Origin of the sequence: Lysinibacillus sp. JNUCC 51 (assembly GCF_015999525.1) — a bacterium.
In the GTDB taxonomy this organism is placed as follows: Bacteria; Bacillota; Bacilli; order Bacillales_A; family Planococcaceae; genus Lysinibacillus; species Lysinibacillus xylanilyticus.
In genome coordinates, this window is sequence record NZ_CP065545.1 from 2,100,436 (window position 1) to 2,122,408 (window position 21,973).

General features: G+C 37.4%; 19 protein-coding genes. 4 read left to right on the plus strand and 15 right to left on the minus strand.

What is annotated here, in order from left to right; genetic code table 11:
* Positions 1–2: 2 nt before the first annotated feature.
* The 11 genes from JNUCC51_RS10130 to JNUCC51_RS10180 form a co-directional block, all read right to left on the minus strand.
* The gene (locus JNUCC51_RS10130; RefSeq protein WP_337991880.1) at positions 3–1,031 is read right to left on the minus strand and encodes a cytochrome d ubiquinol oxidase subunit II; all 1,029 of its coding nucleotides are present in this window, start codon (positions 1,029–1,031) and stop codon (positions 3–5) included.
* Positions 1,028–2,371 (minus strand): cytochrome ubiquinol oxidase subunit I, encoded by a 1,344-nt coding sequence (locus tag JNUCC51_RS10135; RefSeq protein ID WP_337991881.1) that lies wholly within the window; start codon positions 2,369–2,371, stop codon positions 1,028–1,030. Before JNUCC51_RS10135 ends, JNUCC51_RS10130 begins: the two co-directional genes overlap by 4 nt.
* 129 nt (positions 2,372–2,500) lie before the next feature.
* Complete coding sequence (locus JNUCC51_RS10140; protein WP_337991882.1) at positions 2,501–3,277, minus strand: sulfite exporter TauE/SafE family protein; 777 nt, start codon at positions 3,275–3,277, stop codon at positions 2,501–2,503.
* A 427-nt stretch (positions 3,278–3,704) separates the two neighbouring features.
* Entirely contained in the window at positions 3,705–4,337 is a 633-nt protein-coding gene (locus tag JNUCC51_RS10145; RefSeq protein ID WP_337991883.1) for a response regulator, read from the minus strand.
* Positions 4,334–5,371, minus strand: a complete 1,038-nt coding sequence (locus tag JNUCC51_RS10150) for a PAS domain-containing sensor histidine kinase (RefSeq protein WP_443136983.1) — start codon at positions 5,369–5,371, stop codon at positions 4,334–4,336. The genes JNUCC51_RS10145 and JNUCC51_RS10150 overlap by 4 nt, the downstream gene beginning before the upstream one ends.
* 73 nt (positions 5,372–5,444) lie before the next feature.
* Positions 5,445–5,783 (minus strand): rhodanese-like domain-containing protein, encoded by a 339-nt coding sequence (locus JNUCC51_RS10155; protein WP_337991885.1) that lies wholly within the window; start codon positions 5,781–5,783, stop codon positions 5,445–5,447.
* Between the two features lie 181 nt (positions 5,784–5,964).
* A complete protein-coding gene (locus JNUCC51_RS10160; RefSeq protein WP_337991886.1) occupies positions 5,965–7,386 on the minus strand; it encodes an MBL fold metallo-hydrolase in 1,422 nt (473 codons plus the stop codon).
* A gap of 20 nt (positions 7,387–7,406) precedes the next feature.
* Complete coding sequence (locus tag JNUCC51_RS10165) at positions 7,407–7,970, minus strand: hypothetical protein (protein WP_337991887.1); 564 nt, start codon at positions 7,968–7,970, stop codon at positions 7,407–7,409.
* A gap of 25 nt (positions 7,971–7,995) precedes the next feature.
* The gene (locus JNUCC51_RS10170) at positions 7,996–9,189 is read right to left on the minus strand and encodes an FAD/NAD(P)-binding oxidoreductase (RefSeq protein WP_337991888.1); all 1,194 of its coding nucleotides are present in this window, start codon (positions 9,187–9,189) and stop codon (positions 7,996–7,998) included.
* 255 nt (positions 9,190–9,444) lie between these two features.
* Positions 9,445–11,088, minus strand: coding sequence for a sensor histidine kinase (locus tag JNUCC51_RS10175; RefSeq protein WP_337991889.1), 1,644 nt, complete (start codon positions 11,086–11,088; stop codon positions 9,445–9,447).
* Positions 11,085–11,786, minus strand: a complete 702-nt coding sequence (locus JNUCC51_RS10180; RefSeq protein ID WP_337991890.1) for a response regulator transcription factor — start codon at positions 11,784–11,786, stop codon at positions 11,085–11,087. Before JNUCC51_RS10180 ends, JNUCC51_RS10175 begins: the two co-directional genes overlap by 4 nt.
* Before the next feature lie 103 nt (positions 11,787–11,889).
* On the opposite strand from JNUCC51_RS10180, the gene JNUCC51_RS10185 reads away from it, so the two are divergent.
* From JNUCC51_RS10185 to JNUCC51_RS10195, 3 genes are all read left to right on the plus strand, one after another.
* Complete coding sequence (locus JNUCC51_RS10185; RefSeq protein WP_337991891.1) at positions 11,890–13,062, plus strand: DUF418 domain-containing protein; 1,173 nt, start codon at positions 11,890–11,892, stop codon at positions 13,060–13,062.
* 188 nt (positions 13,063–13,250) lie between these two features.
* Positions 13,251–13,805 (plus strand): SLOG family protein, encoded by a 555-nt coding sequence (locus JNUCC51_RS10190; RefSeq protein ID WP_337991892.1) that lies wholly within the window; start codon positions 13,251–13,253, stop codon positions 13,803–13,805.
* 492 nt (positions 13,806–14,297) lie between these two features.
* Positions 14,298–14,612, plus strand: a complete 315-nt coding sequence (locus JNUCC51_RS10195; RefSeq protein ID WP_337991893.1) for a hypothetical protein — start codon at positions 14,298–14,300, stop codon at positions 14,610–14,612.
* A gap of 768 nt (positions 14,613–15,380) precedes the next feature.
* Here the strand turns inward: JNUCC51_RS10195 and JNUCC51_RS10200 are convergent.
* From JNUCC51_RS10200 to JNUCC51_RS10215, 4 genes are all read right to left on the minus strand, one after another.
* Positions 15,381–16,711 (minus strand): IS3 family transposase gene (locus JNUCC51_RS10200; RefSeq protein ID WP_337988626.1). Its coding sequence is split into 2 segments (ribosomal slippage): positions 15,381–16,330 and positions 16,330–16,711, totalling 1,332 coding nucleotides; the frame shifts between segments, so codons are not numbered across the junction.
* A 313-nt stretch (positions 16,712–17,024) separates the two neighbouring features.
* On the minus strand, positions 17,025–18,353 hold the full coding sequence (locus JNUCC51_RS10205) for an L-cystine transporter (RefSeq protein ID WP_337992216.1): 1,329 nt from the start codon (positions 18,351–18,353) through the stop codon (positions 17,025–17,027).
* A gap of 296 nt (positions 18,354–18,649) precedes the next feature.
* The gene (locus JNUCC51_RS10210; protein ID WP_337991894.1) at positions 18,650–19,606 is read right to left on the minus strand and encodes a GGDEF domain-containing protein; all 957 of its coding nucleotides are present in this window, start codon (positions 19,604–19,606) and stop codon (positions 18,650–18,652) included.
* Positions 19,566–20,465 carry an EAL domain-containing protein gene (locus JNUCC51_RS10215; RefSeq protein ID WP_337991895.1) on the minus strand — a complete coding sequence of 300 codons (900 nt, stop codon included), beginning with the start codon at positions 20,463–20,465 and terminating at the stop codon, positions 19,566–19,568. The genes JNUCC51_RS10210 and JNUCC51_RS10215 overlap by 41 nt, the downstream gene beginning before the upstream one ends.
* A gap of 340 nt (positions 20,466–20,805) precedes the next feature.
* Here JNUCC51_RS10215 and JNUCC51_RS10220 point away from each other — a divergent pair, with 340 nt between their 5' ends.
* On the plus strand, positions 20,806–21,963 hold the full coding sequence (locus tag JNUCC51_RS10220; protein ID WP_337991896.1) for a PucR family transcriptional regulator: 1,158 nt from the start codon (positions 20,806–20,808) through the stop codon (positions 21,961–21,963).
* Positions 21,964–21,973 lie beyond the last annotated feature (10 nt).

The window sequence follows — 21,973 nt, forward strand, 5'->3', positions numbered from 1 at the left end:
CCCTATGCATGATGATCATGTTTACCGCAAGCATAATCACGATCAAACACGAACCATTTCATTACTAAATATAGTGAAGGTATGAGTAGAACTAATCCTCCAACAAACGTAATCACTAATGCAACTGCCATTGTTTCATTTGTAAAGCTATCATAGACTGATAGGTACGGATACAGTAAATATGGATAATGTGAAATACCATAGCCAAAAAATGCAAAGCCAAATTGGGCAACCATTAAAAAGACTGCTATGCCATAGTTTTTCTTTTTAAATAAAAGAATTAATGTGACAACAAATAGCACACCTGAAATGGCGAAAAGCCACCATAGATTTAACATATTTCCATAATGCTCAGGCACATGTCCCTTTAACTCCACCATAATCCCTATTACACTTATTATGAGCGGCAACGACCAACCGAGCGCATACTTTCGCATTAAATTAGAAGCATGTTCATCTCGTGCTCTTTTCCCATACCACGTTAGGAAAACGGCTGAAATATACAAAACTGCAACTATACTTAATAACACAATAGACCAAGTTAACGGATTTGTGAAAAGTTTAACCATTTGCAAATGCGGCTCTTCATTTACGATTTTTACGAACCCTCCCTCGGATATCGTTAACACAATAGAAAGAGATGCAGGTATAAATAAACCAGTAATTCCGTACATCATTGTATAACCAATATGTCCACCTTTTTCACTGTAGGACTCAAATGCATAATAGCTCCCTCTAATTGCAATTAATATTAATGCAATACTGACCGGCACTAGCAAAATTGTGCCGTAATAATAAGCTGTTTGAGGAAAGAAACCTACCATTCCAACAAAGAAAAATACAAGGAAAACGTTTGTAATTTCCCACACCGGAGATAAATAGCGCTTAATAACATTGGCTAGTATTTGGTCTTTACCAATCAAGACACTATACGCATTAAAGAAGCCCGCTCCAAAGTCTATGGACGCAACAATGACATAGCCGAATAGAAATAACCATAGTACTGAAATCCCTAATATTTCTAAGCTCATTGCCCTGCACCTCCTTCCACTTGTTGATGTTCTTCAATTTCACGTTCAATCGGATTGTTACGGAACATACGATTAAGTACAACGATACTTCCTACCGCTAATACAATGTACAGCCCCGCAAATAGTATTAGCATACTATCGACTTGGCCACTTGTTGTAGCACCTTCCGCCGTTTTCATATAACCACGAAGTATCCAAGGCTGACGCCCTACTTCCGCAAACCACCAGCCTGCCTCAACAGCAATAAGAGATAGCGGACCACCTGCCACTACAATTCTCTTAAAACTTTTTGAAGAAATAAACTTCCATCCTCGCCACTTACCTAGGACATAAATAGCTGCAACGACAATTAGTAAAGTTCCGATTACTACCATGACATCAAACAAATAATGAATATAAAGTGGCGGCTGTTCGTCCTCAGGAAATTGATCCAAACCTTTTACTTCAGCAAAAGGATTATTATGCGCCAATACACTCAATGCATACGGTACTTTGATGGCGTATTTCACTTCTTCTCCATCTAACACTCCGAATAGCACAAGTGAAGCATCCTCTTTTGTTTCAAAATGCCATTCAGCAGCAGCTAATTTTTCAGGTTGATATTCAGCTAAATACTTCCCAGAAAAGTCACCTACAATCAGTGCCGCTATCGAAAATACTAAGCCAAGTTTCAATAATAGATGTAACGCTTTTTTATGATACACATGCTTCGATCCTCGCAGCATACGATAAGCTGCAATAGAAGCTAATAAAAATGCTGCAGTCATATAAGATGTTACTAATACATGCGCTACCTTCGTTGGCATTGCGGGATTTAACATAGCTAGTACTGGTTGAATATTTACAAGCTCTCCATCTACAAGGTCAAAGCCCTGCGGTGCGTTCATAAATGCATTCACAATCGTAATAAAAACAGCCGACATAGAAGCACCAATAGCTACTGGAACCAATAATAATAGATGGCGCTTTGGATTTTTGAATCGATCCCAAGTATATAAATAAAGCCCTAAGAAAATGGCTTCAACAAAGAACGCGAATGTTTCCATAAACAAAGGTAATGCAATTACCTGACCAGCCAACTCCATAAAGTTTGGCCATAGTAGCGATAGCTGCAGTCCAATCGCTGTACCAGTGACAACACCGATTGCGACAGTAATTACAAACCCTCTTGCCCATCTTCTTGCGAGTAATAAATAATGTTCGTCATTATTTTTCAATCCAACCCATTGAGCAATCATTATCATTAAAGGTATACCAACACCAATTGTTGCGTATACAATATGAAATGATAATGTTAACTCCGTTAAGGCTCGACTCCACATTACAGCTGAATCATTCATTTTATTTCATCTCCTAGGTACCAAAAATTCTTCCAATTATCGAAAGAAACATTATCCCCGCTACTAAAAAACTTATAATTATCAGCTTTTTCTCATGCGATTTATATGCAGCAGCCTTTTGTTTTTCCATCATAGTAAATCAACCCAAATTTTAATCGCTGTCGCTAAGATGAGTACGGCTAAAAAACTTTGCAAAATTTTTGTATTCATTTTTTTACCTATTTTTGCACCAAGGGGAGCCGCAAGTAAACTTGCCACTATCATAATTACTGCAGAATAGTAATCGACTTGCCCTGTCATTAACTTTCCGATTGTTCCTCCGATCGATGATATAAACGTAATGGCTAGGCTAGTTGCAATCGTCATACGCGTTGGAATACCAAGCACAACAAGCATTATCGGAACAAGTAAGAAACCACCTGCAGCACCAACAATCCCTGAACCAATCCCAACTATAAATGCTAAAATAGCTGCTAGTGGCTTGTTGAAGGTTACTTCATTCATTGGCTTATCATCAATTTGTTTCTTAGGAATAAACATCATCACAGCTGCAATCAAGGCTAAAATACCGTAGACGACAGTCACACTGTTTTCAGATAAAAACATTGACCCGTAGCTCCCAACAAAGCTACCAGCTAAAATTGCTCCTCCCATATAAATAATGAGTGGCTTATTAAGATATCCACCTTTTCGATACGCCCAAACCCCTGCAATCGAAGCAAAAAACACTTGTACCGCACTAATACCTGAAACTTCATGTGCTGAAAATGCGACTAAGCCAAAAAGTGGCGGTATATATAGTAGCATTGGGTATTTAATGATTGAACCGCCTATCCCCAACATACCGGACACAAAAGATCCAACGAATCCAATCAGGAAAATCACAATTATAAATGTTATATCCACTGTGCTTGCATCTCCTTTTATTTATGTGCTTTCAGTATAGTCCTGCTACAATTTCAGACATATAGGGGTTTTCCACTATTAGCTTTACTCACTGTGACAATATTGAAAATTATTCCTAAAAAACAAAAAAGATCACTCATATTTCAAGTGATCTTAGCTTGTCAGCAAAGTAATAATTATAAAAAATGTATGTCCATCAATTTCACCTTGACGTAAGTCGCTTTGCTTACACTCCAGGGTCTCATCGAACGCCCCAAGAAGCTTTGCTCTGTGCGAAAGCGAAGCGTCAGCGGCAAATGTTTTTCTGCGCGAAAGCGAAGCGTCAGCGGCAAAACGCCTAGTCGGAACGTAAATCAGCCCCTCATTTTGCCGCAGAGCTAAATATTTTACTTTACATATTGCACCAGTTTTCAACAGTAACAAGTTGTTACATATAGTTATTTGCAAGCCCATACTGAATAAGCTCAGCTTTATTACTTAAATCGAGCTTTTGCATAATATTCGATTTATGATTTTCAACCGTTTTACTACTTATATATAGCTGCCCAGCAATTTGGATATTCGTATACCCTAGAACTGTTAACCTCATTATCTCCTGCTCACGCACAGTTAAAATGCATTGATCTTCATGCCCTTTATGTTCAAATAATTTATCCATCTGCTCCTGCGGAATACCAACGTTGTAATATATGCGACCACTACATACAGCATGGATAGCCTCATAGAGAATTCCACCTTGACTATTTTTTAAAATATAGCCATGGGCTTCAACAGCAATCGCTTTTTGAATATAAACAACTTCATTGTGCATTGTTAACATAATAATTTTCACGTTAGGCATTTGCTTATGAATTTCTTGAGTAGCCGTAAATCCATCTAACCCATTTGGAATGGATACGTCCATCAAAACGACATCCGGGTTTAATGATATTGCCTGAGTGATTGCCTCCGCTCCATCACCCGCTTCACCTACAACCTCTATATCTAAATAATTTTCCAACAAAAGAACAATTCCTTTACGGATTAGCACATGATCATCTACTACTAAAACACGAATCATCTAAAGTCATCCTTCCAATTAGGTACTTGAATGCTAATTTGTGTACCTTTATCGTGAGCTGAAGTAATATTAAAAAATCCCCCTAACAATGTAATTCTCTCCTCCATATGCTTTAAGCCAAGCCCTTCTTTTTTCACTTGCCGTAGATTAAATCCTACGCCATCATCTTCTATATTGAGCGTTAAATTTGTAGCTTTCTTTTCGAGCCGAATGACGACTTTAGAAGCTTTGGCATATTTAGTAATATTGTGTAAAGCCTCCTGTACGACGCGATAAATATTGATTTCCACAGATGGATGACAACGTTCTTCAAAATCTGTTTCGAACGATATAGCAATATCAGGATGTACCTTTTGCACTGAATCGACAAGGGTGCCTAATGTAGGTGTAATCCCTAACTGATCAATGCTATGAGGGCGAAGTTGATAAGAGTACAATTTAATATCATTCATTACTTGCTCTAGCTCATTGCGTACTTCTTCAATATACGTATTTAGCTTTTCATTGTCTTTGACATAAGATTCAATCGCTTGTAGTGCAACAGATACTGTATATAATGATTGGCCAACGCCATCATGTAATTCCTGCGCAAGCCTTTTATGTTCCTCCTCTTTTGCCTCAATTAGCTTTTTAATAATAAGCTTTGAAATCCGGGCCTCTTCTTCCTTTAACTGAAGAGTCTGATCTCGCAATACAAGCAGAAACTCTTGCTCGTTTGCTTTACCGTCTGTATACATCAATGCCGTGCTCATTTCAACATCTATCTTACTCCCATGATACGTCGGCATTTTCGATAAAAAATAGGGAATCTCATTATGCTCTATTAAATAACATGTATGTTCGCTTGGAGACTTTTGACGGTTTTCACAAAATGAACAAAAGGGCACTCGATCTCCTAATTTCCATCCTGTTAACCGCACCGCCGAGGGATTCATCATTAAAATCTCACGTTTGTGATTCATAATCAAAATTCCATCTTGAATATATTGAAATATTTGCTGTAAATATAGCTGTTCTTTCTCCAACTTAAACACACTCCAGACTTAAAATTGAAAGCACAACAAGAATCAATGCATTCCTTTAAGTTACCAGCCAGCATACTTTGCCCTATACTTTTTCTTCTATCAAGCTATAACTCTTAACTTCATGCCCTGCTTTCCGAATGATACGAACACTCATATTTTTTTCTAGCTGTGTTGATGCAATAATATGAAGGGGCTTTTTTGGTAGTTCATGTATGTGACGGACCAAATAGGAAATTGGTAAATTTAATGCATTTGGTGTAGGTGATTTGTAAGAATCATTATAATCACGTACATCCACTATCGCCGTTCCCGCATTTAACTCTCGCGGTAAACACTCCTTTATTTGACGCACTGGGACATAGCGTTTATAAATAATTCTACCAATAATAAGAAGGAATATACTCAAACTTGCAATAATCATTTTTTAACCCCTTTTAACGAGAAAAAAGGTTGTCTAAATCCGTTTAGCTTTCACAGACGAGTCTCATAATCCATTTTAATTAAACATAACGATTTCTACTTCTCATCTTCCAAAGTGCTAAGCAAAGAAAAATAGCAGACTAGGATTACTAGTATGCTATTTTTCTTTTAGAACAACCTCTTTAAATAAAACTTTCTTTTTTAGCCATTACCTCTTGTTGCCATGCCATGTAGCCGCCCGTTAAATTTACAATGTTATGAATGCCATTTGCTTTCAGTACACTTACAGCAATTGCAGAACGAGCGCCGCCTTGGCATTGTACAACAATTTTTTTATCTGTTTGCAATTCATCTAAGCGTTTAGATAATGTACCAACCATAATATGCTGAGCGTTTTCAATATGCCCCGCATCATACTCTGTTTGATTGCGCACATCAAGCACATAAACTTGTTCACTTTCAATTAATGGTTTCGCTTCTAAAGGCGTTATATTTTCATAACTTTCTAGAGAAGTAGCCTCTTCCAAAACTTTCATTACATCCCCATAGCCAACAACATTGTCGATACCTATAGAACGTAAAGCTATTAAAATATTATCTAGTTGTGAAAGATTAACTAGTAAATATAATGGTTTTGTATAATCTACTAGCCAGCCAGCCCAATTTGTCAATGAATTATTGTAAGGAATGTTTAGTGTACCGGCGATAAACCCTTGTGAAAAATCTTCCGCTGGACGTGTATCAATAACTTGCTTTCCATCTGCAAGAAGTTGAACAATTTCTTCATAGCTTGACACGACCTTCACTGGCGGTAGGTTCTTAATAAGCTCTATCCCTACTTTATTGACACGCTTCATAACAGCGAAATAATAAGGAGGCTCTGGTTGACCATCTAGTAACGCGTCAATAAATTTTTGTTCATCATCAAATTGCATAGCCCAGTTGAATTGCTTCTCATACCCAACTGTTGAGGACGGCACAGCTCCTAGTGCTTTACCGCAAGCACTACCTGCTCCATGAGCCGGCCAAAGCTGCATGTAATCTGGTAAATCCTTAAAGCGTTCTAATGATTTAAACATTGCTCTCGCGCCAGATAGTGATGTACCCTGAATCCCAGCAGCTTTTTCTAATAAATCAGGGCGTCCAATATCACCTACAAAGACAAAGTCACCCGTAAAAATCCCCATTGGCTTATCTGCTACGCCGCCACGATCCGTTAATAAGAAGGAGATACTTTCAGGCGTATGCCCAGGTGTGTGCATAACTTTAAAGATAAGATTACCTATACTAAATTCATCACCATCTTTTAATAATTGATGAGGAATACCTTCCAGATTTTGATACTTCCAATCAGCATCCCCTTCATCGGAAATATACATCTTTGTTCCAACACGGTCCGCTAACTCACGAGACCCTGCTACAAAATCAGCATGGATATGCGTTTCTAATGCGCCAACAATTTGCATCTTCTCTTTTTCTGCTAATGCAAGATAGGGTTCAATGTTACGCATCGGATCAACGATAACCATTTCTCCCTTCGCCTGACATCCCACAACATAAGAAGCATGTGCTAATTTTTCATCGTAAAAATATCGTAATAACATGTTTAAACTCCCCTTTATACTCAATTTTTTTCTTTTAAAATATCTAATGCCGATTGGACATAATTCAGTGTTTTTTGAACAGCAGGATCTTTCAGCCATTTGACAATTGAAAAAACATTAATATGCTGAGGCTTTTCTTCTGCTCTTTGCTGTACCATTTTTAAGAAATCCAAACCTGTCTTTCCTTTTTCAACATACGGATCGATATAGCTCTTTAAATTATTCATTGTATATTCTGTCGTTTGTTTATCCTGAAGTACTGCTTTTCCAAAATCAACGATGTTTTCTAACTGATGAATGATTTGAACAAGCTTTGGCAATTTCTCTATAAGCTGTACAATAGCTGTTATCGTTTCTGAGCCTACATTATAAGTAGTGACAAATTGTTCGTATCGATCTATTGTCTTTTCATCCATCAGTACTGCTTTTCCAAAATCCACAACATTTTCAGCTGAATCTATCGTTTGCTCTACATTCGGTAATTTATCCAACAATCGCTGCAAAGAGTGCCGAACTTCTGGTTTCTCAAGCATTTCGATTATTTGATATAATTCTTCGCTCATACTTACCGTTGCATTAGCCATGCTTGTCGCCTCCCTTCATTTGTAATTACATTGTTCCTTTCAACATGCCATCCCAGTACATGACAGGCAGTAAATCCTTTTTCATGAAATACATACTGGATCTTTCCACAGCTTGGTTAAAAGGCATAGATTCGACAGGCTCTTTATTGTAATCAAACTCAGCTAATATCAGTTTGTTGTAGCCCGTTACAATCGGGCAAGAAGAGTAGCCATTATACATTTGTGTCATTGGCTGTTGTCGCATTAAAGAAATAAGATTTTGTGCAACAACAGGTGCTTGCTTGCGTATAGCTGCACCCGTTTTGGAAGTTGGGAGATTGGCATTGTCACCTATTCCAAACACATTGCTATACTTTTTATGTTGCAAAGTAAATTTGTCGACATCTACCCAGCCACATTCGTCTGCTAATGCACTTGTTCGAATAAATTCAGGTGAACACATATAAGGTGTCACATGAATCATGTCGTATTTAATTTCTTCTAATATGCCCGTATCTAAATTTTCAAAGATAGCTATTTTTTCATCCGCCTTAATTTCAATCAAATTACGACGGAATCGAGCATCAATATTTTTTCGCTCAATTACCTTTTCAAGTGCTTCTCGATATTTTAGAACATCGAAAATTGCTGGATTGGCCGAACCAAAAATAACGTTAATATTGTCACGAACATTGACGTTATTAAAATAGTCCTCTGCTAAATGCATAATTTTTTGTGGAGCACCGCCACATTTTACTGGAGAGTTCGGATGTGTAAATAATGCTGTTCCCTCCTTAAAATTACGAATCGTTTCCCACGTATAATCTACATGCTTAAAAGAGTAGTTACTGCATACACTTTTAGTCCCAAGTGCTTCTTTTAGCCCTTTAATAGCACCCCAGTTAATCTCTATCCCACCAGCGACTACTAAAAAATCATACGTGTATGTTGTACCATCTTGTGTTAGTACCTGGTTTTGATTGGGATCAAAACTACTAACAGCTTCTTTTAACCAAACAGCTCCTTTAGGAATAACGGACCTCATTTCACGCTCAGAGTCCCATTTATTTGCTGCACCACCTCCCACCAATGTCCAGAGTGGTTGATAATAATGTTTTTGTGCAGGATCTATGATGGCAATCTCCCCTTGAAGCGAATGAGATTGACGAAGTAAACGTGCAGCTACTGAAATGCCAGCAGTTCCTCCTCCAACGATGACTACTTTAAAAGAAGTCTTCATGTGTATATCCTCCTTATCATGCTGTCTTTCGTATACAACTTTTACACCTTAATAATAGGTATAAGAGAGAGCTGTTCATATAGGGGTAATCCCCTAAAAAATTACATCCTAATACTCAAATAGCACAAAAAGGCAGTACAAGGTGAATGTTTCATCACTTGTACTGCCAAAATTAACAGTATTTTCTTTACTTTATCAATCAAAAACTAGCTCATTATCATAACGTGGGGTTGATTCTTTGGGGCCAAAACACTACTACTTACATTTAAACTTCATTACAAAGACTGTACCTTCAGCTCCTGATTGGACACTAATGGTACCATTGTGTAAATCAATTAACTGCTTAGTAATAGCCAATCCTAGACCTGTACCCGCCGTTTCATCCGTAGTATTAGTACCACGATAATATCGCTCAAACAGGTTATCGAGCTCCTCTTGAGGAATTCCTGGACCTTGGTCGGCGATTGTCAGCATAATCTCTTGGCCTATATTTTGCGCTTCTACGTTCACCTTTGTACCTTCAGGAGTATATTTTTTAGCATTGGTTAAAAGGTTATCTAAAATACGCTTTAATAAAAGCTCGTCCGCTTCAAGCACGACATCTCCATAAACCTTTACAGACACTTGCTCATCTGCAAATTGAAGTAACCATACGTTGAGTGGTAATAGCACTTTTTCAAGCTGTATCGCTTTATTTTTTAATTGGTACGTATATGTTAAGTCTCGTATTAGAGCATCCATATACGTCGCCTTCTCCTGCATTGTAGTTGCGAAGACGCGCATTTCTTCCTTTGTCCACTCATAGTCCTCAGAAGCAAGCATTGTTGAATAACCATAAATAGAGCTTAACGGTGTCTTTAAATCATGGGATAAGCCAGTAATCCATTCCTCACGTAATTGCTCTGCATGCTTAATTTGCCTTTCATTAGAGGAAAGGCGTTTTGATAAATTATTAATCGATTCATCAACTGGCTGGAATAATTTAAATTTCTTCTTTAACTTCCCTGTCTCCCGATGATGGATACTTTTATCTCTTACTTTACTGTAGTCAAACTGCGTTAGCCGTTCGATACGAGATATTACATAAACAAGCGGACGAACAAATTGACGGGAAATGCTAATCGATAAAAAGACGATCCCTAATAACAATATAATATGACCACCAAAGAAGATGGAAACAAATAAAACCATCGCTTTATTAAAAGGCTCGTCAAATGGCTTATATGATGGGTTGGGCATACGCACAACTAGTGTCGAGCCATCCTCTAAAGCAACATTTCGCGAAAGCTCTTTATACTCAAAAATATCGTAGTTCTCTTCCAGCAATTGAGGCTTATAGAGTTTTTTGTAGCGCTCACCAATGACTTCTACCCGATCCCACTGCTTATTATAGATTTCAACTGAGGCCTTCTTATCCTGTAAACGCTGGAGCAGTTCTGAAGAAACCTCTCCTTTTTCCTTCCAATCCCGAACTACTTCCTCAAAAAGCGGTTGAACAGGTAAAGCCGGGAGGAATAACAAATGGTATTTAGGAATCTCCCACGTGTGCATTCCCGGCCTTTTAAGAGTCATTATTTCATTATCTGTCATACTACATAGTTCACATGTATCTCCCGTGTAATCAACAATGTCCATCGAATTATCGAACAAATATAATTCCCCTAAGTTCTCCTTAGCTCGCTTCACTAAATAATCAGCAATCTTTATAGATTCTCCTTCTTCTACGACAGCATCATCTTTAATTTCAGTGGAACTCATTATATGAATATCGTCACCAACATGACGATTGATAAAGATTGCAAACAACACCAAGCTTATAATAAAGCCTGCAATGATTAGTAAATAAAAAATGATGAAATACGATACAAAACGAAGTGTTAATCTTCTAGCTGGCTTCATGAATGAACATCTCCAACAAGTTTATATCCAATACCTCTTACAGTAATAATGCAGGTTGGCTTACCTGGATTCTTTTCTATTTTTTCTCGCAGTTTTCGAATATGAACCATCACAGTATTATCATCAAACAAACAGTCACCCCATACGCGCTCGTAAATTTGCTCCTTCGATAATACTTGCCCTACATTTTCACATAAATATTTCAACAAATAAAATAACCTACCGCTAATAATCTCCTTTGTACCATTTACAGTCACCTCTGCTGCATCGATATCGAATATAAATCGACTGCATGAAAATAAATGACTTCCAGGAACATCTTTTTTCTTGATATATCTCGAAAGCTGGACCTTTACCCTCGCAACAAGCTCAAGTGGATTAAATGGCTTCGTAATATAATCGTCTGCCCCGTTCATAAAACCACGAAGCTTATCAGCATCACTACCTTTTGCAGTTAAAAAGAAAATAGGTGCTTCACTTTGCTCTCGAATCATATTCGCCATATCAAGTCCGCTACCATCCGGGAGCATAATATCTAATAGATAAAAATCAAAAACCTTCGTTTCAATCTTCTTTTTTGCTTCTTGAACAGTGTCGCAGAGTGTAATGTTTAAAAATCCTTCTTTTCTTAAGATAATTTCAATCATTTCTGCAATTGCACGTTCGTCTTCTAATACTAAAATTGACGCGTCTTGCATGCTATCACCTTCTTTTAAGATTACTTTAAGGTAGCCATCATTTCACCATAAGCTTTCCCAACTACACTATGTATAAGATAACCAATTAAGGAGATAAAACGCAATGACAACTAACCGTGTTACCTTCATAGATACAATGCGTGGATTTAGCTTATTCGGCATCTTAATGGCAAATTTGTTGATTTTCCAGTTTGGCATGTACGGCAAAGATGAACTAAAAGATCTATCCACCCTCGATAACGGAGCCTGGTATTTTTTAAATATCTTTATAGAGGGATCATTCATGCCGATCTTCACCATTTTATTCGGCTTCTCTCTTATTAAACTCATAGAGTCTATTCGTAAGAAAAAAGATAAGAGTCGATGGTCCATTTTACGCCGTGCAACGGGGCTAATTGCTTTGGGTTTACTACATTCAATGTTTTTATGGGAAGGCGATATTTTATTTTCTTACGGCTTTATGATATTGTTTTTAATCCCATTTATTAATCGTAAACCGAAAACTTTATTTATTTGGGCTGGTATCTTCTTATTACTTATTACTAGCTTATCATTTGGTTCTACTGAAGAAACTAAAAAAGAACAGGAAGAAATAGCTTCTTATATAGAGAAAGCCGACAATATATACGCTAACGGAAGTTACTTAGACATTTATGATTTCCGTGCAAATGATCTACCTCCAGGCATGGACGATACAGGATTAGTCTTTTTCTTATTAGTTTTCCTTGCACCAATGTATACTACTGCATTAACCCTTTTCGGCATGGGTCTCGCTAAAAAGAAGGCTTTTGTGAATATGGAGGACGAAAAGAAATGGTATAAGCTTGGCGCTCTGCTTGTTCCAATAGGGCTAGCTTGTAAAAGTCTGAGTTTTATAGAAAGCAATTTTTCTGGCATGTTGTTAACAGGAGGCTCTGAGTTATTAGCAGTAGGCTATGTCTGCCTTGCAGCTTTAATATACAAAACACGCCCTGTACAACGTCTCGCTCCCGCCTTTGAGAGTGTCGGTAAACTATCATTAACTAATTATCTAATGCAAACCATTATTTGTACAACAGTATTTTACGGATATGGTCTAGGCTTATACGGCAAGCTCGGTGTATTTGGCGGTATTTTATTTGGAATCGTCGTGTATAGCTTGCAATGCGTTTTCAGCCTTGCCTATTTAAAGAAATTTAAACGCGGACCATTTGAAACTGTACTGCGCGTATGGACGAATTGGTCTTGGAACGGACAGATTAAAATAAAACAGAAAGGAAGTACTTTATATGAATAGTGACTCCAAAGAGGACTTTACAGATACATGGTGGTTCTTAGGAATCTGTACTGCCGTGGCTGTAGTTTTAACACTATTTGCTTTTTAATATAACCAACAACTATATAACAACATCTTGGAATTCGTTTTCAATTGCCCCCTACTGTATACTATGACTACACATACTATACAGCTTAGGGGGCGTTTTTTTGCTACAACGAATTATTATTACTGGCTATAGACCACATGAATTAGGCATTTTTAATGACAAGCACCCTGGCATTGCTATCATAAAAAAAGCACTCGAAAACCGTCTGCGTATATTAATCGACGAAGGTTTAGAATGGGTGATTATTAGTGGTCAGCAAGGTGTAGAAACATGGGGTGTTGAGGTTATTCTTACATTAAGAAAGGAATTTCCTCATTTAAAGTATGCTGTTATCACACCTTTTTTAGAGCAGGAGAAAAATTGGCAGGAACATAAAAAAGAAAAATATCAGACATTAGTAGCACAAGCAGACTTTGTAACGAGTGTAACGAAAAAGCCATACGAGGCTCCGTGGCAATTTATTGAAAAAGACAAGTTCATTATACAAAATACAGATGGTCTGCTGCTAATTTATGATGAAGAAAATGAAGGCTCCCCGAAATATATGAAACGTCTAGCAGAAAAATATATGGAAACACACGAATATACCCTTTTAATGATTACCGCTTATGATTTACAAGTAGTGGCAGAAGAAATGCAGCAAAAAGATTGGTAGGGAAAATATTGATATAATTTTCTGATAATTATATACTGGAATAAATAAGTTTAACTATATTAGTCATAAAATTTGTTACCTAAAGTTAGAGATGATATTCGTTAAAAGAAATACCGTTTTTATAAAAGTTGATTGGAGTGGAGACTGGGCGACCCCTTGGGGATCAGCGATATAGAGGAACGAAGGCTAAAAGCATCACGTCCTGTGATAACGCCTTCGTGACCAACATCCTGTTAGCCCGAGACCCTGGAGCGAGCAGCGCGAGTGAAGCGGCTCATCGGACGCCCCCAGGAAGCTTTGCTCTGTGCGAAAGCGTAGTGCTAACGTAGCGGCAGCAACAAATGTTTTCATGTAGCGAAAGCAACGCGACAGCTACAAAGCGCCCACTCGGAGCGGAAATCAACCACACGCTATTGTGATGACCCTATCAAGAATTAGGTCAATGCTTTTTTTCTACCCTAGTGCTAATTTCTAAAAAGGAGCTGCTAACATTTGAGTAAAAAAATCGAAATGGTTCTTGAGTCGTCGCCGGTGAATGTTTCTCATGATACGTACCGCAGAGAGTGCAGATATACACGAGGGATTCATATTGAAGAACATGAGTTTAAAGCAATTTTGGATGCAATGTGCCACGATTCTCGCTTGTATTTTGATTTCCATAATCCTCGTAAGGAGATTAAAAAAGGAACATATTTAAATGGACACTCTGGATTGGCGCGCAATATTTTTAATTACTATAAAATAAATCACGGCATTGAACTGACCGAGCTTATAAATGGTAAAGATTTTTATGTAAAAATAATATAAGGGATGAATTGATTCCATATCAATCATGTGGGTTGTTTCTTACATAACAACCCTCTTTTTATTTTCAATCGAGTAGGAGGGAGTGATTAACTCCCGTCCTCTCACACCACCGTACTTACGGATCCGTATACGGCGGTTCCATGTAGTCTGACGAACAGCGATTTTGTATCTCCCTATTCGTTGTGCTTTTCGGTCTCTCCTTGCCACTTGTATTCTCAGCCCTCTTAATGTCTCCCATGGGATTCACCATTTCTTCCACTAAATAAGTCCATCTTTGGATTGTCTGCTTCATCGAATAAGTGAAATTTGAGTTTATTCCACACTCCTTCATGGTTCGGTCCTTCCCATGTTAACGGTACTATGACCTCTGCTGACTTCTGATGGTTCAGCTACTTGTCATCAAGCAGGTTATGAAGGGTACTTCACGTTTCCATCAGACCTCCCCGGGTAAGCGTATGCACTTTCACACCATCTATCCGCCTCATTTACTCGATATGACCTTCGACAGAAAGGATTTTGTGTTGTTATGCACACTCATCCAATCATACCTAGCCTACTATGAGGTTCGTGTTCCTCGGACCGGTGTTTTGCCTCCAGCTTCCTTCAGATTCCGCGTCGCCACGGACACCCTTGCTCTTGGCTAACCTCTACTTCTGTCTTCGGGGTTCGGGACTTGCACCCTATAGTTCATACGCATGCCGGGCGCACATAAAAAAGAGCTACCCTAAATTAAAGTGTACCCTTTGTAAAGGACATTTTGAAAAAAAGCTAGGCAATCTTTTGAAGCTGCTGTCTGTATTTTGCAGGCGGCAGCTTTTTCAAGTTCCATTGCCCTCTATAATGGTTGTAATACATCATATAACTTTTCACTTCTCGTTTTACTTCTTCTAATGTTTCGCACGCTTTCAGGTTGGTTTCATCTTTAAAATGACCGAAGAAGGATTCTTGGGGGGCGTTATCCCAACAGTTTCCTCGGCGTGACATCGATTGCCCTAGTCCCATTTTCTTCACAAGTTTCTGGAATTGCGGATTCGTATAATGGAATCCTTGATCTGAATGAATAAATGCATCTTCTGTTAAATGGCGGTGTTTCTTCAATTGATGAAGTGTATTGAGGGCAATATCAATACTTAATGAAGACGACACTTCATACGCTAAAATTTCATTCGTTTCAGCGTCTTTAATCGTTGATAAATAAGCGCGTTTACTGCTTCCATACGTTAAATAGGTGATATCCGTCAGTAACACTTTTCCGGCCACACCCTGTTTAAAGTTGCGTTGTAATTCATTTGGGCACGTACGATGTTCTTTTGTTGCTTTTGCCATACGTCGAGCTGGATTCGCTTTTCGAATCGGGCAGATAATCTGATATTTTTTCATCACGCGGCGAATACGTTTCAGATTGTACGTAATTCCATATTGATTTTCTAACGTCATTTTAATTTGACGTGCTCCTTTTTTTCGCCCTCGGAAATGATACGCCTTTAAAATGATTTCCTTTACCACTTCATCTCCTTGTTCTTGTGCCATACGCTTCTGCGCTGATTTTTCTGAAAAATAATTGTAATAGCCAGACCGAGATACATCCATCACATCACATAGATAGCTGACTAAACGCTTTAATTTATACTTTTTTATCGTGTGATAGATGAGTTCAAATTTTAGTGTTGTAGCGATTTTTATTTCTTCTTCAACATCTGCCTTTCGAGTAGATCGACCTTTTTTAACAATTCATTCTCTGCTTCAAGTAATCGATTTCTCGCTTCTAATCGCTTCAATTTTTCTTCTAGTGTTAATTCTTTTTCAGATGGTCTACCTGAATTTGTTTTACGTGTATCTTGTAAACCTTCTACACCTGTTTTACGATAAGAAGCTCGCCAACGTTTGCCTGAAGATTCTATACGTTTTATACCGATTAATTCAACATCTAAACCCGCATTTTCAAAAATTTCTCTTGGGAATTTACCTTTTTCATTTTCCGCAATAAAATGACGTTTAAATTCGTCAGTATATGTGATAGCTTTTTCACTAACTGCATGCACATTTGGATTACATTTTAGTTGTTCTAGTTCTATTTTCGTAAAATATCTTTTGGTCATTTCACTCTACCTCAACATCTTTTTTCTCATTATAAACAAAAGTACCCTATAGGATAGACTTTTTTCAAAGTGTCTATCTTATAGGGTACAGTTTAAATGAGGATAGCTCTTTATTTTCATTCATTAGATGTTTTGTAGCAAAAGTGAAACGATAGTTACGAAGACTTCCACCTCTGAAGGTGGTCGTAATAACCGGATATCTACTGAATGAAGATAAGGCCTCCGGCGGATGTCAGGGATTTTGAAAGGAATAAATTGTGCGAGCACAATTCAAAATCCCGACGCAATTACGCCAAGGCGAAATTGATTATATTTATAAATCTGATACTTGAGCACCTAATTCTTTATTATTATACATTTCAGTGTCCAATTCTTTTGTAATACGTGCTGTTGTCACACCTGCAGTCATTGAACCACTTACATTAAGTGCAGTACGGCCCATGTCAATTAACGGCTCAACAGAGATTAATATACCCGCAAGTGCAATCGGTAAGTCAAGTGCTGATAATACAAGAATTGCTGCGAATGTCGCACCACCACCAACACCAGCTACACCAAATGAGCTGACAGCTACAACTGCAATAACAGTAATGATAAACACTGGATCAAGTGGGTTAATCCCAACTGTCGGTGCAATCATAATCGCTAGCATTGCAGGATAAACACCAGCACAACCATTTTGACCAATAGATAAACCAAATGAGCCCGAGAAGTTTGCAATACCCTCAGGTACGCCAAGACGACCCGTTTGTGTTTTAATGTTCATTGGTAAAGCACCTGCACTAGAACGTGAAGTGAAGGCAAACAATAATGTTTCCGCAGTTTTCTTTAAGTAAGTAAATGGATTTAAACCACTTAAAGTAAGAATTAGTAAGTGTACTATAAACACGATAATTAACGCTACATAAGATGCTACAACAAACTTACCTAGGTTATAGATTGCCCCGAAGTCAGATGTCGCAACTGTACGTGCCATAATTGCTAAAATACCATATGGTGTTAAACGTAAAACAATTGTTACAACGCCCATTACTAATGCATAGATGGCATCCAAGCCCTTTTTAATAGTGGCTGCAGTATCTCCATCCTTACGTGCAACACGTAAGTAAGCAAAACCTAAGAACGCTGAAAAAATTACAACGGCAATTGTTGATGTAGAACGAGCGCCTGTTAAATCTAAGAATGGGTTTGCTGGGAATAACTCAACAATTTGAGTTGGTAAATCCGGCGCAGTTAGTCCAGAAGTTTTTTCCTCTAAATACGCTCCACGCTCTGTCTCTGCAGCACCTTGCATAATATGTGAAGCATCTAAATGAAACACCGTTGCTGAAAAAATACCAACAGCAGCTGAAACAGCAGTTGTACCGATTAAAATGGCTAAAATAAGAGCTGCCATTCTTCCGAAGTTTTTACCAACCTTCATTTTCGTAAAGGCTATTAAGATGGAAATAAAAATTAATGGCATCGCAACCATTTGTAGTAATTTAACATAACCAGTACCAATAATATTGTACCAACTTGTTGTTTTTGCTAATACATCAGAATCAATACCATAAATTAAATGCAGCCCAAGACCAAGTACAATACCAAAGCCTAGAGCAGTAAAAACACGATTTGAAAACTTAACGTGCTTTTTATTCATAAAATATAAAATTCCAACGAATACCAACAAAACAGCAACGTTAAGAATAATTTGTAATGTAGACAATTGAAAGCCTCCTAAGAAGTTTAATTAATGTAATCGAATTATATACCTATAATCCCTATAATTCAAGTATGTTTTATTTAGATTAATAATTTCCTAAAGTGAAAGCAGTTTATTTCTTTAGATTATGCCCTAAAAACAGGATTAAATGCTGTTATTGAATATTTAAATTCCCAAGGAAGACCAAAAAAGACTGTGGGCAAGCTCAATTCCCACAGTCTAATCTACTTTATTTAATGAACGAGATAGCTTTCTTTTTCAATGTCATTAATGAGGTAACAGCTTCCCGAAATTTTTTTACATTGTTTTTTCACACGTGTCACCGCATCTGACAATTGGTCAACAGATTCAAATTGCTGATATTGATTAGTAATAACCGCAATGGATAGCGTAGTACAAGATAAAGGCTCTAATTTACCAGCTCTATTTTGTACTTGTAAATATGTTAAATCCTCTAAATCATAAAAGCTTAAAATAAACGCATCAAAATCATCAATAATTCTTTGACAGATCTCTGCGGCCTCATAATGGGGAAGAATCGCAACGAAATCGTCTCCCCCAATATGACCTAAAAAATCTTCTGTACCGCCTATGTTTCTTTTCAAAATATCTGTTAAATACAGTAAAATCTTATCCCCTTTATTAAAACCGTACGTGTCATTGTATGATTTAAAATGATCTAAATCAAAATAAATCAAACTATATTGTGATAGCTGTAGTGTCTCTTCTAGTTTTTCATCTATTAATTTATTGCCAGGAAGACTACTTAATGGATTTAAAAAGCTAGCAATAGCTACTTGTGTGTCTACGAGCTTCAACAGTAGCTCTCGAATACTCACCACACCGTAATATAAGTCATCCCTTATTACAATCACATCATCATATAAGTCCTCTGAAGGTCTAGACATTGCTAGCGTACTGACCTCTGTTATAGGTATATTGCGATCTACAATTAAAGGATTTTCTTTAATAATCAGCTGATTATGCCGACCCATAAATAAATTATAGCCATAGCGTGTACCAATTTTTTGATAGAAATGTGTACGTGTAATATGCCCAATTGGTTTGTCATCTCGAACAACGACAACACTACGTAATGACGGATTACTTGTAAAAAGCAAATCCACCTCTTGATTTTTCACAAATTCATCAATACAAGGAACACTTTCTATGACTTCCCCTATCTTCATGGTCACCCATCCTTATTTTCCCCAAATGTATTTCCTTTGCGGGTTTCCCTATCGCATAACCTTGTGCGTAGTGGATTCCAATATTACGTAAATAATGAAGCTCTTCCTGGCGTTCAATACCCTCTGCAATAATTTTCGTCTCTGCTTGCTCTGCGTAGCTCATCAGTAATGTAACAAGCTGCTGCTGCTCGCTGTTTTTATCAATAAATTGTATTAAAGAACGGTCTAGCTTAATAAACTCTGGCTTTAAATAAACAAGAGTTTTCAAGCTATTGTAGCCTGACCCTACATCATCCACTGCAATGCGATAGCCCTGTGATCGATAATTGGATAATACACGCTCAAACTCTTCAAAATCTACCACTGCACTACGTTCAGTGAGCTCAAACACTACCTGCTGTGGTTTTATCCCAAGCTCCTTTAATAACTGTAAGGTTTCACCGCAATGGTAGCTCCTATCTAGTAAAACATTAGGATGTATATTGACGAATACTAAAAAATCTCGGTTAACCCATTCTTCGTGCAGTCGTTCTTTGAAACGCTGCAATGAAAGATTACGACAAAAGCATTCAAATAAAAATACGCAGTCCGTTTGCCCAACAAATTCATAAAACTGATCGACACTATGAAATAATTCTGAAGGCTCTGGACGATTCAGTGCCTCAAAACCAATTGTTTGCCCCGTCTGTAAATCGACGATAGGCTGAAAATAAGTATGTAAATTCTTGTCCTGAATAATTTGCTTCAATGCTTTTAAACGTTTTATATAGAGAGTATTGTTTTGATGCTGCCCGTATAAATACTTTAAATATGAAAATAAATTATTTGTTTTTATGCTTTGACTCACAACAGACTCCATGCTCGCACCTCTTAAATCGGTTATTAGCATCTATTGTACGCTTTCATTGTAAAAACACTGTGAATTTTATGTAAAAACAAGTGTCTCTAGCACTAGTTCCCCTTGTGAAAATAATCTTTTTTGATTATCTGTTGATCGGTATAAATTCAGGATATGGAGAAGGCAGTTCGAGCAAAGGTTTGTGGGAATCTGACAATTCGTCGTGTTTTATCAGCGATGTCGACCAATTTATCAGCGACTCCGCATTGCCTTATCAACGATACTAATAGTATTTTACTGACAAGTACTTTTATAATAAGTAATAGAAACTCAATCTCAAGAAAGGTTGTTTGATATCCTAATGAACGTAGAGAACTTTTTACAACTGCCTATTACAAAAGATTTTACAGTCGTTGCTGGTCGCAATGGTTTACATAAACCCGTTCAAAATGTGGAAATTCTAGACTTTGAATTTTCACCTGATATTCAAACTGTGAGAGAAACGATATTCACACCGAATAGCGTTGTTTTAAGCAGTTTATTATTCGCAAAGCAAAAGCCCGAATATTTATGGAATGCCGTAAAAAACCTTATTGAATTAGGGGCAAGTGCCCTAGCTTATAAACCTGTCATCTATGAGCATTTACCAGTGGAATTGCTAGCCTATGCAGATGAACAAGATTTCCCGATATTGCGATTTGGGGGAGATGAATTTTTTGAAAAGATTATTTTAGAAACGATGGCCTATGCAAAAACGCAAGATTATTCATTCTTTTTAGATACGATAATGCGACGTCTCATGGAGGAAGAAGTAACTAATGAACAAATAAAGTCCATTTTACAGCAAATCAATAAGCCCTTTGAAAAATATGTATATGTTGCTAATATTCAAACGCAAGATCATGCAAACAGCCAATGGATGCAATCACTTTTTCAATTAGAGCATCTATTAAAATCTGGTATGATTTGTACCTATAAAAAGAGTCTCTTTATAATAATGACCCATTCATCACAACAACTTCAATTTGAAAAGCTTCTTAATGAATGGTTAACGTTGTATGCAATTCCGACAGATTCAATGACCTTTGGCTATAGTCGTTGTCACGTTACACAAACAGAATTCCCTTTTGCTGTTCGCGAAGCTTTTTATGCACGCATCATGGCTGAAATTAAAACGGATTCTACATGCCATTATGAGAACCTTGCTTCCGATTCGTTATTAATTGAATTGCACCGTAAGGACGCTAAATTTGCTATGGATTATGTAAATAGCTATCTAGGTCCCCTATTTGAGGAAAAGGTTGATCCGGATTTAATAAAAACAGCAATCACCTATGTCGTAAAACAAGGAAATATTAAAGAAGTAGCCGTTGCTCATTTCTGCCATCCAAACACAATCCGTTATCGTATGTCAAAAATTCGCCAGCTAGTAGCACCTTTAGAAAATGATTATGTTTTTTATGAGCGTATAGCTGCAGCCGTTAAATTGTACTTATTACATAGCAAAACGAATGTTTGAATGACAGCTT

What these genes read in the sequence shown, in the direction of transcription:
- JNUCC51_RS10180 (WP_337991890.1), bottom strand. Translation starts at nt 11,786, where the DNA reads ATGCAAGACGCGTCAATTTTAGTATTAGAAGACGAACGTGCAATTGCA.
- JNUCC51_RS10160 (WP_337991886.1), bottom strand. Translation starts at nt 7,386, where the DNA reads ATGTTATTACGATATTTTTACGATGAAAAATTAGCACATGCTTCTTAT.
- JNUCC51_RS10145 (WP_337991883.1), bottom strand. Translation starts at nt 4,337, where the DNA reads ATGATTCGTGTTTTAGTAGTAGATGATCATGTGCTAATCCGTAAAGGA.
- JNUCC51_RS10220 (WP_337991896.1), top strand. Translation starts at nt 20,806, where the DNA reads ATGAACGTAGAGAACTTTTTACAACTGCCTATTACAAAAGATTTTACA.
- JNUCC51_RS10205 (WP_337992216.1), bottom strand. Translation starts at nt 18,353, where the DNA reads ATGAATAAAAAGCACGTTAAGTTTTCAAATCGTGTTTTTACTGCTCTA.
- JNUCC51_RS10130 (WP_337991880.1), bottom strand. Translation starts at nt 1,031, where the DNA reads ATGAGCTTAGAAATATTAGGGATTTCAGTACTATGGTTATTTCTATTC.
- JNUCC51_RS10135 (WP_337991881.1), bottom strand. Translation starts at nt 2,371, where the DNA reads ATGAATGATTCAGCTGTAATGTGGAGTCGAGCCTTAACGGAGTTAACA.
- JNUCC51_RS10165 (WP_337991887.1), bottom strand. Translation starts at nt 7,970, where the DNA reads ATGGCTAATGCAACGGTAAGTATGAGCGAAGAATTATATCAAATAATC.
- JNUCC51_RS10210 (WP_337991894.1), bottom strand. Translation starts at nt 19,606, where the DNA reads ATGAAGATAGGGGAAGTCATAGAAAGTGTTCCTTGTATTGATGAATTT.
- JNUCC51_RS10155 (WP_337991885.1), bottom strand. Translation starts at nt 5,783, where the DNA reads ATGATTATTGCAAGTTTGAGTATATTCCTTCTTATTATTGGTAGAATT.
- JNUCC51_RS10175 (WP_337991889.1), bottom strand. Translation starts at nt 11,088, where the DNA reads ATGAAGCCAGCTAGAAGATTAACACTTCGTTTTGTATCGTATTTCATC.
- JNUCC51_RS10215 (WP_337991895.1), bottom strand. Translation starts at nt 20,465, where the DNA reads ATGGAGTCTGTTGTGAGTCAAAGCATAAAAACAAATAATTTATTTTCA.
- JNUCC51_RS10185 (WP_337991891.1), top strand. Translation starts at nt 11,890, where the DNA reads ATGACAACTAACCGTGTTACCTTCATAGATACAATGCGTGGATTTAGC.
- JNUCC51_RS10170 (WP_337991888.1), bottom strand. Translation starts at nt 9,189, where the DNA reads ATGAAGACTTCTTTTAAAGTAGTCATCGTTGGAGGAGGAACTGCTGGC.